At 43.5% G+C, this 14784-nt stretch carries 16 protein-coding genes and 1 pseudogene; 16 read left to right on the top strand and 1 reads right to left on the bottom strand.

Annotated elements, in window-relative coordinates; genetic code table 11:
• The first annotated feature begins 280 nt into the window (after positions 1-280).
• Positions 281-1111 (top strand): DUF899 domain-containing protein, encoded by an 831-nt coding sequence (locus tag VIM72_RS10625; protein WP_332002812.1) that lies wholly within the window; start codon positions 281-283, stop codon positions 1109-1111.
• Positions 1112-1120: 9 nt separating this feature from the next.
• Here VIM72_RS10625 and VIM72_RS10630 read toward each other — a convergent pair whose 3' ends face one another.
• The gene (locus tag VIM72_RS10630) at positions 1121-2002 is read right to left on the bottom strand and encodes a hypothetical protein (protein WP_332002813.1); all 882 of its coding nucleotides are present in this window, start codon (positions 2000-2002) and stop codon (positions 1121-1123) included.
• 824 nt (positions 2003-2826) lie between these two features.
• On the opposite strand from VIM72_RS10630, the gene VIM72_RS10635 reads away from it, so the two are divergent.
• From VIM72_RS10635 to VIM72_RS10700, 15 genes and pseudogenes are all read left to right on the top strand, one after another.
• The gene (locus VIM72_RS10635; protein ID WP_332002814.1) at positions 2827-3636 is read left to right on the top strand and encodes an oxidoreductase; all 810 of its coding nucleotides are present in this window, start codon (positions 2827-2829) and stop codon (positions 3634-3636) included.
• Between the two features lies 1 nt (position 3637).
• Positions 3638-4207 (top strand): Crp/Fnr family transcriptional regulator, encoded by a 570-nt coding sequence (locus tag VIM72_RS10640; protein WP_332002815.1) that lies wholly within the window; start codon positions 3638-3640, stop codon positions 4205-4207.
• Between the two features lie 180 nt (positions 4208-4387).
• Positions 4388-5072: pseudogene (locus VIM72_RS10645) on the top strand (transposase); the annotation flags it as partial.
• Positions 5073-5075: 3 nt separating this feature from the next.
• On the top strand, positions 5076-5177 hold the full coding sequence (locus VIM72_RS32395) for a transposase (protein WP_414648990.1): 102 nt from the start codon (positions 5076-5078) through the stop codon (positions 5175-5177).
• 279 nt (positions 5178-5456) lie between these two features.
• Positions 5457-6995, top strand: coding sequence for a tetratricopeptide repeat-containing sensor histidine kinase (locus VIM72_RS10650; protein ID WP_332002816.1), 1539 nt, complete (start codon positions 5457-5459; stop codon positions 6993-6995).
• Positions 6992-7657 (top strand): response regulator, encoded by a 666-nt coding sequence (locus VIM72_RS10655; RefSeq protein ID WP_332002817.1) that lies wholly within the window; start codon positions 6992-6994, stop codon positions 7655-7657. The genes VIM72_RS10650 and VIM72_RS10655 overlap by 4 nt, the downstream gene beginning before the upstream one ends.
• Positions 7658-7738: 81 nt before the next feature.
• Positions 7739-7951: a hypothetical protein gene (locus VIM72_RS10660; protein ID WP_332002818.1), complete on the top strand. Its 213-nt coding sequence runs from the start codon at positions 7739-7741 to the stop codon at positions 7949-7951.
• A 20-nt stretch (positions 7952-7971) separates the two neighbouring features.
• Complete coding sequence (locus VIM72_RS10665; protein ID WP_332002819.1) at positions 7972-8217, top strand: hypothetical protein; 246 nt, start codon at positions 7972-7974, stop codon at positions 8215-8217.
• Between the two features lie 83 nt (positions 8218-8300).
• On the top strand, positions 8301-9407 hold the full coding sequence (locus tag VIM72_RS10670; RefSeq protein WP_332002820.1) for a DUF4236 domain-containing protein: 1107 nt from the start codon (positions 8301-8303) through the stop codon (positions 9405-9407).
• A gap of 59 nt (positions 9408-9466) precedes the next feature.
• Positions 9467-10339: an alpha/beta hydrolase gene (locus VIM72_RS10675; RefSeq protein WP_332002821.1), complete on the top strand. Its 873-nt coding sequence runs from the start codon at positions 9467-9469 to the stop codon at positions 10337-10339.
• 137 nt (positions 10340-10476) lie between these two features.
• Positions 10477-10953, top strand: coding sequence for a helix-turn-helix transcriptional regulator (locus VIM72_RS10680; protein WP_332002822.1), 477 nt, complete (start codon positions 10477-10479; stop codon positions 10951-10953).
• On the top strand, positions 10943-11593 hold the full coding sequence (locus VIM72_RS10685; RefSeq protein WP_332002823.1) for a nucleotidyl transferase AbiEii/AbiGii toxin family protein: 651 nt from the start codon (positions 10943-10945) through the stop codon (positions 11591-11593). The genes VIM72_RS10680 and VIM72_RS10685 overlap by 11 nt, the downstream gene beginning before the upstream one ends.
• A gap of 153 nt (positions 11594-11746) precedes the next feature.
• On the top strand, positions 11747-12211 hold the full coding sequence (locus VIM72_RS10690) for a hypothetical protein (RefSeq protein ID WP_332002824.1): 465 nt from the start codon (positions 11747-11749) through the stop codon (positions 12209-12211).
• A gap of 219 nt (positions 12212-12430) precedes the next feature.
• Positions 12431-14272: a carbon starvation protein A gene (locus tag VIM72_RS10695; RefSeq protein WP_332002825.1), complete on the top strand. Its 1842-nt coding sequence runs from the start codon at positions 12431-12433 to the stop codon at positions 14270-14272.
• Between the two features lie 196 nt (positions 14273-14468).
• On the top strand, positions 14469-14780 hold the full coding sequence (locus VIM72_RS10700) for a helix-turn-helix domain-containing protein (protein WP_332002826.1): 312 nt from the start codon (positions 14469-14471) through the stop codon (positions 14778-14780).
• Positions 14781-14784: the final 4 nt, after the last annotated feature.

Here is a 14784-nt window from a genome sequence, read left to right on the forward strand (position 1 = left end):
CTGAATAGTAGTTGGCCACCTTAATCATAAAGGATACGTCATGCGGGGAGCGGAACCCTGATTGTTTCTTTCGACCTAAAATGTTTGATTTTTGCATATTTACACCTTTTTAGGTGTAAACCTATTTCAGGACGTGACCCCTCATGTTTTTTTGTAATTATTACCGGCATGCTATAAGTTTACATTGCAGGAAAAGATACTTTCATCTGTCCTTTCAGGACAGGATTTTCCAGCCGGCAAGGGTTTTAAATCGCAACGAAAACCTATAAAAACAACAAACATGAAAACCGTTGGTGGAACTGAAAACCACAAAGTGGTTTCAAAAGAAGAGTGGCTGGCCGCCAGGCTTGAGCTGCTGGAAGCCGAGAAGGAGCTTACAAGGCGTAGCGACGAGCTGGCGGCGCGCCGGCAATCGCTTCCATGGGTAAAAATAGAGAAAGACTACCAGTTTGAAACAGCAGAGGGAAAGGTTTCCCTGGCTGATTTGTTCCGGGGCCGTTCCCAGCTGCTGATCTATCACTTTATGTTCGGGCCTGAATTTGCAGCGGGTTGTCCCAGTTGCACGGCTATTGCCGACGGGTTCAATGGGTTTGCCATACACCTGGCCAACCATGATGTAATGCTTTGGGCGGTATCGCGTGCGCCCATTGAAAAACTGCTGGCTTACCGGCAGCGGATGGGCTGGAGCTTTCCATGGGCCTCCTCCTATAACAGCGATTTTAACTATGATTTCAATGTCAGTATTACGAAGGAACAACAACAATCCGGGGATATTGATTATAACTACAGGAAACCTGTATTTGAATGGCGCCCGGGTGAGGAAGGAGGCGGTGCTGAAGCAGAAGATACGTTTGCGGCGATGGCTGGTACCGACACGGCCTCTTATCACCGGGAAAGACCCGGCATGAGCGCTTTTGTACTGGAAGATGACGTTATTTATCATACCTATTCCACCTATGCCCGCGGATTGGATGGGCTATGGGGAATGTACCAGTGGCTCGACCGTGCCCCTAAAGGACGGAATGAGACAGGTGGTATCTGGTGGCGGCGGAATGACGAATATGGTAATGACCCCGCGAACAACAGAGGTTCAAAAGATTGCTGCAGGTAACTGCCCCACCTAGTTGGAACGGACATATTTATATATTATGTAGTCGGTTACCGGCCTTAACCTCTTCTGGTGGTATATGGGATGATAACCATCGGAGGTATAAAACTCTATCCCATTATCTACCTTCACATACCACACATGTCCTTTTGCCCTGGCAGTGATAGTATCAGGTTGGGTTATTTTTTTGAATTGACGCAGCCTCACGGAGTCTAAGGCCACTATCAGCGTATCCTTAAATTTTTGATTGCAGGAAACGGGCTCATAATGATCCTCCGCCCAATACATACAGCTTTCTTTGCCGGTTAAAACTATTTTCGGCGCCTTATCCTTCAATAGCCAATAAAAACCACCACTAATAAACATGATAAGGAATGCTAATATAATAATAGCCCGGTTTTTAGAACCGGGTTTTTGTTTTCCGGGAGCATGCTGAAACATCCTCATTACCCCAACGTTTTCCCTATTACCCTTCATTATCTCCGTAACAACTTCCCTTTCCCTTTCTTCTTCATCCACCGGCGCTGTCCCGGCGGTGTCATACTTTTTTCCCTGCTGAAAAGGCCTGGGCTCAAAGTTGATCAGCCATGCCAACAGCTCAATATTTTTCCGATCGGTATTTGCAACCATGCCTCTCAGGTAATTCACCAGGGGTTTAAACTTATCGTTGTCGTGTTTTTTTATCGCCTGGATATAGCCCGCCAGGTCATCTTTCTTTCCAAAAAAAGTTCTCAGTACCTGTTCATCTTTTGCCCGGTACCGCTCTTCACAAACAGCAATACATTCCTCTTTGATTTTTGCAGGACTGGGAGATTCCAGGCGTGGTGAAAGCGCATTCCCGGCTTTTTTTTCCTGGTAATCTTTGAGGACTAACGACTGATAATCGATATACATCTTACAAATATAAGGGTGAAACTAACGGAATTTCTGGAATCTGGCCGGCATTTCAGGAATCGCACTGGAATTAGCGGAATTACTGGAATGTGTTGCTAATCAACCACTTATCCCGAAATATCTTTGCTTCGAAATCAATTGATCCCGCATTAGCTAGCGGTTTTTACTGCGCAGAATTGGTTTCACCCTGAGCAACGAAAGCGGTGGTTGATAACCGGCCTGGGAAGCGATTACCAGCTTCCGCAATCAATGCTCTCCCTCTCTTCCCAAAAAGTGTAAGAAGCGCTTCTTACCCCCTTGCGGTGCAGTCCGTGGGCTGACCGCCCCAATTCTTCACTTTAAACTTTACTACAATGTTTTCTATTTTTATAGCCTTGTTTTGGGCATTGGTGTGTCCCGATCATACTAATACGACAAAAAATTGCAATCATGGTTCACAGGTAACCACTATGGACGATACCGGCGGAGAAACAGGTCATGTGCCTCCTCATCCCCCGATTCCTCCAAAAGGATAACAAACAATAAAGAGGCCGTCTAAAAAGCCTCAATAAAAAAGATTCCCCGATACAAAAAAGTGTCGGGGATTTTTATTGTTTGTCCTAAAAAAGCCCTTATAAAACAAATGAAGGCGCCCTTTTTGGAGACCTTCTTCTGTTTTGATACATTCTGTACATTCTTCAAGTTGCTTATCGGGAGTTAATTATAGGTTCCAATCCAATATCTGAGCATTCGCCTGTCCGACCATTGAAATTGCTTTTTGCCATATGGCAAATATTTTGATTTTTAAATGAGTAACCTTTGCAGGATTACTAAAAGAATGAAAAATGAAAACAGTATTGATTACCGGAGCATCGTCAGGTATTGGAAAAGCAACAGCAATATTTTTAGCACAATGCGGTTATCATGTGTATGCCGCCGCACGCAGGGTCGAACGAATGGAAGCGTTAAAAAACTTCGGCATTAAACCTCTGTTTTTGGATGTTACGAAAGAAGACAGCCTCTTGGCTTGCGTGGAACAAATTCTGGCAGAAGCAGGCCGAATAGATATTTTAATCAACAATGCCGGCTCCGGCTACTACGGAGCACTGGAAGACATGCCTATGTCTGATGCAAAATACCAATTCGACGTGAACGTTTTCTCCGCAGCCCGCCTGATGCAATTGGTTTTGCCAACCATGCGTGCAAACAAATACGGCAAGATCGTAAATATTTCATCAATTGGCGGCAAAGTGACATTGCCGATGGGCGTGTGGTACCACGCCAGTAAATTTGCCATTGAGGGATTGAGTGATGCGCTCCGCAAAGAAGTTAAACAGTTTGGCATTGATGTGATCGTGATCGAACCGGGCGGAACAAAATCCGAAATGACGGGATTGGGAACTGAATATCTGAACCATATTTCGGGCGAAACAGCATACGGCCATTTGGCAAAAGGGGTAAGTAAAATGTATGCGGCGACTGAGAAAAGCGCATCCGATCCGATAGTGATTGCCAGGCTTATAAAAAAGGGCATCGAGGCCAAATGCCCGAAAACGAGATACGCGGGAGCTTCAGGCGCTAAATTGATGTTATTCCTGAAAACAATATTATCAGACAGAATGTTTGACAAATTGGTGATGAGCCAGATGAAATAATATGGAAGCAGTAATTAACTATCTGCTGCGGTTTGGAAACCTGAACCCGCAACAGATCGACTTCATAACGAAAAAAGGAAGGGCAATAACGTTTGCTAAGGACGATTATTTTTCGGAGGCGGGAAAGATTGCAAAACAGGTCGGGTTCATTCTGGAAGGTATTCTCCGGGTCTGTTACTACGACAACAAGGGTAACGACGTCACAAAATATTTCATCGATGAAAATAATTTTGTCGTAGATCTGGACAGTTTTGACAATAAAATCCCTTCCTCAGGATATGTGCAGGCTGTTACAAACTGTAAACTCATTATTTTTTCGAAGCCTGATTGGGAGGACATTTCCGATACAATAGTAGGCTGGGAAAGCATAATAAACAAAATCATCAAAAAATCTCTGATCCAAAAAATTGAAAGACGCAGCCCACTGATTTCTGAAGATGCCACCACCCGTTATTTGGCATTTATGGAAACGTACCCGCAATTGGTCAACCGCATCCCACTTTCCTATCTGGCATCTTACCTGGGCATTACGCAATCTTCCCTGAGCCGGATCAGAAAAAGCATTAGCTGAATCTTAATAGGGGGTGACGTCTCGTATCAACGTAGTGCTGAAAAGTCCCACTACGCCAGGCCCGAATACTTCCAGAAAATTTTCGATTTCCATAAAACCATCTATCAATAAGTTCGAACTCTGTCCAACCGCTTTCATGCAAGAGGCCGTCTAAAAAGCCTCAATAAAAAAGATCCCCCGATACAAAAAAGTGTCGGGGATAGTCCGAATCTTTTTCCGGAGATAGCCACCAACCATCCGGTACGCCTGGTGAACGAGGTTGTCGATAAGTTGAACATCGAGCACGTCATAAGTCAGTACAAAGGAGGCGGCGCGACAGGTTTCCACCCCCGTATGATGATCAAGTGCTGTTCTACGCTTACCTGAGCAACATCTAGTCGTGCCGCAGGATCGAAAGGGCCCTACAGGAGAACATTCATTTCATGTGGCTGTCAGGGCACAGCACACCGGACTACCGTACGATAAACTACTTCCGTGGCAAACGGCTCAGGGGTCATATCCAGTCCCTTTTTGCCGAAGTTGTGCGTCTGCTTGCCGAACTGGGTTATGTGAGCCTGAAGGTACAGTACGTGGACGGAACGAAGATCGAATCGGCAGCGGGACGTCACACTTTTGTGTGGAAGGGTTCAGTTGAAAAGAACAAGGCGAAACCGGAGCACAAAATACAGCCTGTTCTCTCGGATATTGAATCACAGATCAGGAAAGACCAATCGGAACCGGGCCGTGATGAAACCCCCAGGGGGAAAGAAACTCTTACAGCAAGAGCGATGAAGATGCCACCTTTATGCGTTTAAAAGACGACCATATGCAGAACGGGCAGCTCAAGCCTGCCTACAACACGCAGATCAGTACCGAGCAGCAGTTTAGGGTGAGCTACTATCAGGCCAGGCGTTGTGAAGGATGCCCGCTGCGGGGACAGTGCCACAAGGCGCAGGGTGATAGGGTGATAACCAATGGCCGCCTGGCGTAACCTCCTAAAAACATTAGAGACAAAAACCCTTATAAAACAAATGAAGGCGCCCTTTTTGGACATCTTCTTTTGCCCCTACCTAACCATTGTGCCCCTCTTTTTTATTTTATTTCCTTATTTTTCCATCGACAATCCTATTTTTCAAGCAAAATTGTCATTTTGAGAACACCCCTTTTTTCCCTTGTACTAACCGCCTGCCTATTTGCATGTAACAGGAAGGATACCGTTGTCGTTGTAAAAAGAGAGCCCGATTTAGCGAAGGCAGAATCATTTTTATACGTGAAAGACGATTCTGCTTTTTATTATTTTAATGAAGTTGTTTCCAATTCAAAAGACAGCCTGCAAATTGCGATGGCCTACAATGGCATGGCAACGATCCAGTCGGGGGCCGGAGATTACTTCGGTAGCCAGGAAAACCTGTTAACATCTCTCAGCTATTTGAATGAACAAAAGGCAGATGACCGCTATTGCATTTCGTCGGATTATAATGAACTGGGAAGTACCAGTTTAAACTTAAAGAATTACGACGCAGCCATTGATTATTATGACCGCGCCTTAAAATTTGCAGAGAATGATGACTATAAATTAACCTTTTTAAACAATAAGGCACTTGCTTACCAGAAAATAAAAGCCTTTGCCCAGGCTATTGCCATATATGATTCCATATTAAGTAAAAATAAGAAAGATGAAAAGGCATTTGCAAGGGTATTGTCCAACAGGGCCCGGGCAAGATGGCTACAGGATTCCACTTACCAGGCGGCCCCGGAATTAAATGAAGCATTACAGATCAGGATAAAACAGGATGATTACTGGGGACAAAATGCCAGTTACGCCCATTTATCTGATTATTACGCCAACTCCCACCCTGATTCCGCTTTGATGTATGCCGATAAGATGTATACAATTGCCCGCCATCTCAATAGTCCTGACGATGAAATAGAAGCGCTGCAAAAACTGATATTACTCGGTCCGTCACAAACCATCCGGCAATACTACAAACGATACCAGTATTTAAGCGATAGTGTTCAAACCGCCCGTAACACTGCCAAGAACCAGTTTGCGCTCATCCGTTATGATGCGGAAAAAAATAAGATCGAAAACCTGAAGTTGCAAAAAGAGAATGCTGATAAAAAAGTACAGATCATACAGCAACGTTTAATGATTTATGGCGCGGCAGCGGCCATGATCTTAGGTGTTTTTCTTGTGGTCATCTGGAACCGGAAACGTAAGCAGCAAATGGCATCGAGGATTCGCGATCATAAACTGAAGACCTCGCAGAAGGTGCACGACGTAGTAGCCAATGGCCTGTACCGCATTATGACAGAAATTGAGCATCATCCCATTGAAAAAGAAAGCCTGCTGGATAAGATCGAGGATATGTACGAGCGCTCCCGGGATATCTCCTATGAACAACCTGAAATTACCAGCACCGATTTCCAGGCCGAGATAGCCTGGTTGCTGAAAGCATTCAATACAGATAACACAAGGGTGGTGACTGCAGGCAATGATAAAGGCCTTTGGGAAAAGGTGGGCACCAATATTCAAAAAGAAGTAAAGCATATCCTGCAGGAGCTGATGATTAATATGAAAAAGCATAGTGGCGCCAGTTATGTGGGTATCCGGTTTAAACAATCAGGCAACCAGGTGGAAATTCAATATACAGATAACGGCGCAGGGCTGCCGCCAGCTTATAGTTTTGGGAATGGCTTAACCAATACGGAAAACCGTATTAAGAATATAAATGGGGAGATTACTTTTACCAACGTAAATAAAGGACTTAAAATCCAGATTTCTTTTCCAATAGCAAATATGAAATGATTAAAAAAGTACTTATAGCTGAAGATCACCAAAGCGTGAATATTTCTGTGGAGAAAACCCTGGAAGAGCTGGGGATAGATCAAACAGATTATGTGTACTATTGTGATGATGCACTGGCAAGGATACAGAAAGGTGTAAAGGATGATCAGTCTTACGATCTGCTGATCACGGATCTTAATTTTAAAGAAGATACACGGGTGCAGAAAATTCCCGGCGGATTGGAGCTTATACCGGCTGTTCGCCAGGTTCAGCCCGACTTAAGAATAATCGTCTTTTCCGTATTGTGCATTCCCTCAACTATTGAAATGCTATTTGAGAAATTGGATATTGATGGTTATGTATGCAAAGGCAGAAATGACGTAAAAGCGCTTAAAGAGGCAATAGAGACGGTGGCTAAAAATCAACGTTATATTCCAAGGCATCTTACACAGAACACCAGGCAAAAAAATGTACATGATTTTACAGAGTATGATATAAAGATTATCACCCTTCTTGCAAACGGCATGCGCCAGAAAGATATTCCTGCTTACCTGGTCGAAAGTGGGACCAAGCCATCTGGTTTAAGCAGTATAGAGAAGCGGTTGAATTATATAAAAGAAACACTTGAATTTACAAAGAATGAACAACTGATCGCCTTTTGTAAAGATATGGGCATTATATAAAAAGAATAAAGGGTTACGGTTTCCCGTAAGAATTATCATCTTCAGATAGCTACTTTTGATATATAACAATTGTGAAAAATTATGAAACGGAATTATTATGTATCAAAGGTGGCGCAGAGCAGCAGCGGCGATCATGAAGTGCATGATCAAACCTGCCAGTATCTCCCCGCAGCGGAACACCGGGTATTCCTGGGAGAATTTGAATCATGCCGGGAGGCGGTAAGCACTGCTAAAAGGATCTATTATAATGCCGATGGATGCAGGTTTTGCTCACCGGGATGTCATAGAAGATAGGGCGCTTAATATTCTGCTAAATGAAAACTTTTGTACTCATATTCTTTCTTTTCGGTGTTGCTGCATGTACCGGTTCCAAAACGGTATATATCTGTAACAGCAAGAATGCCCGGAAGTATCATTATACAGCGGAATGCAGGGGGTTAAGTGACTGCCAGTACCGGATTGTAAAAACAACGCTGAAGAGCGCTGTTGGCAGTAATAAAACACTTTGCGACTGGGAGCGCGAATCTTCTGATACAGCATTGCTATCGCCTGATTTTTGAGCACCATATTTCATTGTCTTCCTATACCCTTATTAACCCTGGGTAATCCTCTCTATTATTTTATCAGAACACAATCTTTTGTTATGGGCTGGTCTTACCGGAAATCTTTTGGTGTATCACCATTCAGGATAAATTTGTCTAAACGGGGTATTAGTTATTCATTAGGCTTCAAAGGCGCGCGTGTTAATATAAGCTCCCGTGGAACATACGTGAGCTTAAGTTCTCATGGGATCACCTATCGTCAGAAGATATCGGGACCTGCCGTTCCTGTGCGGCATGCGGGATCTCCAATGCCTCCGTTGCCATTACATGGATTTGCTGATAATATAGCATCTGCCTGTGTTGACCAGCTAACAGATGCCGATTCGCAGACGTTTATTACGGAACTGAACCAGAAAATCAGGCAGGCTTCCTACGTAAAGCGATGGGGTATTTTACCATTATGCATTATATTGCTGGTATTGTTATTCACCCCTTATGGCCGGAGGGAGGAAGTAATGCAGCCGGCGCTTATCATTTGCTTTTGTTGTTTTGCACCCCTCATTTACTGGTTGAGAAAACTGGACAGGAAACGGTTCAGCATGGAACTTCATTACGATATGGACGATAAGTATCAACAGGTTTATCAGCAATTCAAAGATCATTTTGCCACTTTTTCCCAATCTTCAAGGGTCTGGCAGTATCTCAACGCTCAAAATACAACTGATTACAAGCGGAATGCAGGTGCAGGCAGGCTGATCAAAAGAGCCAGGATACGTGGCGTATCAGCGAGCAAAATGCCTATGCCGTATTTTATAACTAATGTGGCAATTCCCTCTATATGGCTTAATAATATGGAGTTGTTTTTCCTGCCGGAACGTTTGCTGATAAAACGTGGCAATACTTTTGCCGCGGTATTTTATAAGAATTTGCAAATTGCCAGTAATGTTACCCGGTTTATTGAATCGGAACTTTTACCTGGTGATGCCAAGGTGGTTGACTACACCTGGCGGTATGTGAATAAAAGCGGAGGGCCGGACAAGCGCTTTAGCAGCAACCACCGGCTTCCTATATGCGCCTATTCGGAATATATGTTTACATCAGACACAGGGATCTTTGAAGTGATCTCTACTTCAAAGCCGTTAGCCATGAATGATTTTGCTGATTTTCTTTCGGCAATCGGGCAGATGCAGAACAGGATTGGAAAGTGATTTTCTTTGGCGCCGGTTCATCGCATTTAGTTTCCATTTTTTATAAAACAGAACTAAGTATGACCAGGCAAATTTTTAACAGGTATATTAATGTTGATGGTATCGATATCTTCTACCGGGAAGCGGGAAACAGCAACAATCCATCTCTGTTACTTTTGCACGGATTCCCGGCCTCATCAGTGATGTTTAAAAACCTGATGATCGCGTTGTCGGACAGGTTTCACCTGGTTGCGCCCGATTACCCGGGGTTCGGCTTCAGCGCCTTCCCGGATAGCGCTGCATTTGAATATTCTTTCAGGAATATATCTGCATACATCAATAAATTTACAGACGCCATCCACCTGTCATCTTTCACTATTTATCTTCATGATTATGGCTGTCCTATCGGGCTCAGGATTTGTGTGAACAATCCCGGGAAGATAGAGCGGATGATTGTACAGAATGGTAACGCATATGATGAAGGTATTGGTCCCCAGTGGGATGAAACGAAAGACTATTGGCAAAACCCTACCCCTGAAAAGAAAGCAAAAGTTGCGGGATTCCTGAGCGGGGAGGGCGTCAGGATGCAGTATACTGCCGGGCTGCCTGAAGAATTACTGCCTGCTGTTGGTCCCGAATCATGGATGCTCGACTGGGAACTGATGAAAAGACCTGGGAATATAGATATGCAGTTTGAGCTGAATTGTGATTACAAAACCAATATTGACATGTTCCCTGTTTTCCAGGAATATTTCCGGACCTACCGGCCTCCGGCCCTGGTAATGTGGGGAAAGTATGATGTTTTTTTCAGTGTAGAAGAGGCGTACTGTTACAAAAGGGATTTACCTGATGCACAGGTACATATTATTGAGGGTGGGCACATGTTGCTGGAAACCAACTTTGATGAGGTATTGGGGTTGATGAACGGATTTTTGAATCGGGGAAAAGAGTGAATTAGCCAGGAGCAGGAGAGTAATATTATCGAAGATTCTATATGTTTTTTATAAGTTGTTAATAATCAATTTTTTGATGAAGCATCTGATAAGTTGGTAGAATTGTCAAAATAAACAATTTTGTTTATTTTTGCTTTATGCATGAAGACCTGCAAATATTAAAAGGATTGCATCCCGGAATTGTATTGGAGAGAAGTCTGAAAAAGAGAAATCTCTCAAAAGCTCAGTTTGCCCTTTCAATCGGTGAGTATCCCCAAACACTTAGTGCGATAACCAAGGGTAAAAGAAATATGAATACAGCACTTGCACTAAAAATTGAGCATGCACTAGGCTTAGAAGAGGGCTATTTTATGACCTTGCAGATATTCTTTGAAATAAAAGAGGAAAAAATTAAACAGGCGCACAAACCCTCTGACTTTCCCAAATTGAGACGCGTATTATTTTGGGATACAAAGATGGAACAGATTGACTGGCAAAAACAAAAGCGCGCGGTTATTCAAAGAGTATTTGAAAGAGGGAATGATCAGGAAAAACAGGAGATTATTCGTTTTTATGGCAGTTCAGTAGTTGATAATATATTAAAAGATAAAACTGCCTCTAAGAATGCCAGCTAAATTATATTGGAATACAGTTAACCCGTTATTAAAATCGATTCTCCTGCAAATAATGAATTGTGACTTATTCAAACATTTCAGACTTGTGGGTGGGACTGCACTTAGCCTGCAACTGGGGCATCGTTTATCTGTAGACATAGATTTATTCAGTGATGCTGATTATGATTCGATAGATTTTGAAGGGATAGACGGTTATTTGCGAAAGACATATTCATATGTTACTGACCCAATCCCCGGCCCGATTGCTTTCGGGAGATCATATTTTGTTGGCAACAGTGAGGAGGACGCAATAAAACTTGATCTTTATTATACGGATAAGTTTATTCAACCAATATTTAAAGTGGATAATGTCCGGATGGCAACTATTGAAGAAATAATTGCAATGAAGTTAGATGTGATACAACGCGGTGGCCGCAAGAAAGACTTTTGGGATTTACATGAATTAATAGACAGATATTCACCCCAGCAAATGATTTCTCTTCATCAGCAGCGTTATCCATTTAATCATGATGAAATAGTTATCCAAAAGAACTTTGTGAATTTTGGGAATGCCGATGATGATTTTGAACCTGTTTGTTTAATGGGAAAGCATTGGGAAATTATTAAACTGGACATAATGGAATATATACAAGGAAGATGAATTTAAATATTGCAAAGGACTGGATATATTTGTAAAGCAAATCAGTTTATTATACGAATGAGAATGGTCGTCTCATTCAACAGTTCCGCAGGCCACCGGAATGACCCAGGATAGTGCTATACGAAACCATATACCACTCATTAAAAAAAGATCATGAAAAGCTCACCACACGAAGCGGCAATACCGAATCCTGCACTTAAACCTTTTGAGATATTGATTGGAGAATGGAAAACTATTGGAACACATCCCTATTTCCCCGGAACTTCTTTTCACGGGCATACGTCATTCAAATGGATGGAAGGTGGTGCTTTCCTGATTATGCATTCCGAAATTGATGAAGAAGGCATCCCCAGCGGTATCGCAGTTTTCGGTAGCGATGATACTACCGGTGGATATTTTATGCTCTACTTCGACGAACGAAAAGTTTCAAGGAAAATAGATGTTTCATTTAACGGGAATGAATTGAAATGGTGGAGAAATGTTTCCGGGTTTTCACAACGATTCACCTGGACAGTTTCTGATGACGGCAATACCATAGTTAGTAAGGGAGAATTATCCAGGGACGACACAACCTGGGAAAATGACTTTGAACAAACATTCAATCGTATAAAGGAATAAAGAAGTAAGCAACTTATATCCGGCCGGTATTCTGTAACACAGCAGGAAAATGCGTTTTTCATTGTTTTACCAAAGAATCCTGAAAATGCTTCTTCTCTCAGCCGCAGGAATTAAAGAAAAAAGTCAAAAATCAGTATTATCTTAAAGCCTTGTCATACGGTATAAGACGATGCGGTTTTGCCGGTGCCTGTTGATCAGCATGATAATTTTATTCTAATAATGGAGTTTTTAAATGGCGCTAATGCGCTCACCCTGGTATTTGCAGCCCTGTTGATATTCGCCATTGCTTACAGGTTTTACGGCATATTTATGGCTAATAAGGTGCTGCAGCTGAATAATGCGCACAAAACGCCGGCCATTGAGTTTGCCGATGGAAAAGATTATGTGGCCACTAACCGGAATGTACTGTTTGGGCATCATTTTGCGGCCATAGCAGCTGCCGGCCCATTGGTAGGACCGGTGCTGGCCGCCCAGTTTGGCTACTTGCCGGGTACCTTATGGATTTTAATAGGTTGTGTGCTGGCCGGAGGAGTACATGATATGGTAGTGCTGTTTGCTTCCGTGCGGCATAAAGGACAAAGTCTGGCTACCATTGCCGCTAAGGAGATTGGCAAAGGCACCGGGCTGATTGCAGGACTGGCAGTGCTTTTTATCCTGATCCTCACACTTGCAGGACTTTCACTGGCCTGCATCAGCGCCATGCATGAAGCGTCCTGGTCTTTATTTACGGTAATAGCTACTATGCCCATTGCCGTTATCATGGGCCTGATCATGCGTTATAAAAAGAACAGCGTTGCTTTTGCCAGCATCTTAGGCGGCGTATTGCTCATTGCCGCCATTGTTGGAGGGCATGAACTGATGAAGATCAGTATAGTGAACAGCCTTTTTCACTGGAAGGTAGGAACCATTTCTATTGCTATTACCCTTTACGGTTTTCTAGCCTCTATATTGCCCGTATGGCTGTTGCTGGTACCAAGGGATTATTTATCCACCTATCTCAAAATCGGAACGATCATCATGCTGGCTGTAGGTGTGATCCTGGTACATCCCACCATCGAAATGCCAGCCATCACCAGTTTTGTAAACGGCGGTGGCCCTGTGATCGGCGGACCGGTCCTGCCGTTTATATTTATCGTTATTGCATGTGGCGCTATTTCGGGTTTTCATGCAGTGATTGCTACAGGAACAACGCCGAAAATGCTGACAAATGAAAAAGAAATACTTTTTGTGGGTTATGGCGCTATGCTGGTGGAAGGTTTTGTAGCGCTGATGGCGTTAATAGCAGCCTGCACGCTGGCCCCGGGAGATTATTTTGCGATCAATACTCCAAAAGATACATACGAAGCATTCCTTGCAGCCCATCCTTCTTTACACTCAGTTGATCTGAATTACTTCAGTGAGAAAATAGGCGTTGACTTACAAGGCAGAACCGGTGGTGCAGTTTCACTGGCTGTCGGAATGGCTCATATCTTTAATAAGATTCCTTTTATGCAGAATGTGATGGCGTATTGGTACAATTTCGCCATTATGTTTGAGGCGGTATTTATTTTAACGGCGATAGATGCCGGTACCAGGGTGGGCAGGTTTTTCCTGCAGGAAATGCTGGGTGGTGTCATCCCCAGGTTTAATGATAAAAACTGGACTCCCGGTATCATTATCAGCAGTCTGATCTTTACCTTTTCGTGGGGATATCTTGTTTATACAGGAAATGTGAGCAGTATCTGGCCTTTGTTCGGTATCAGTAATCAATTACTGGCCGCATGCGGGCTGATCGTGTGTACAACAATGCTTATCCGAATGAACAGGGGGCGATATGCCTTATGTTCCGCTATACCAGGCGTATTTATGGCTGTAATTACTTTTTGGGCCGGGTATGAACAGGTGAGCAAGGTGTATTTACCCAAAGGGCAGTATTTACTGGCTGTTCTCGCCATCCTGGCTATGCTGCTAATGCTGCTGGTGTTTGTTAATACGTTTAAACGCTGGTTTAAACTGTTGAAGATAAATACCGGGGAAACAGACCTGTACGGAGATCGTGTGAAGGAGCTTGTAGAACGATAACTCTTTATCAATGTACCTTTTCGGGAGGTCCGGTATCCTTTCCTTTCTTCACCGGTGACGGAAGATTTTTTGGGGTTAAGACGAGGATGCAGGCCAGGCATCTGGCTTCTTTTCTGCTGTAAAAAGCCTGTTAATGGCTATCTTTGCGGCTCAAAGATTCAAAGTTTAATTCAATCCGGCAATAAGTCAGATTAATATGACCACATCCAATAATACTACCACCCATGAAACCTGTCCGGCGCAGGCTCTGCTCAAATTATTATCCGGAAAGTATAAAGCGGAAATTTTCCGTCTCGCTACAGCCGGCCCTGTGCGCTTTAGCGGCTTACTGCGCGATATCCCGGATGCCAACCGCCAGTCTATATCGGTAGCCCTCCGGGAGCTGGAAGAACATGGACTGCTGAAAAAGAACACCATTAAGGTAAAACCGCTTCACATTGAGTACCAGCTCAGCCCCAAAGGAGTGGAGGTGATCGCTGTATTCAGGCAGCTGGAAGGATTGATATGAAAAA

This window comes from Chitinophaga sp., assembly GCF_036569185.1.
In the GTDB taxonomy this organism is placed as follows: Bacteria; Bacteroidota; Bacteroidia; order Chitinophagales; family Chitinophagaceae; genus Chitinophaga.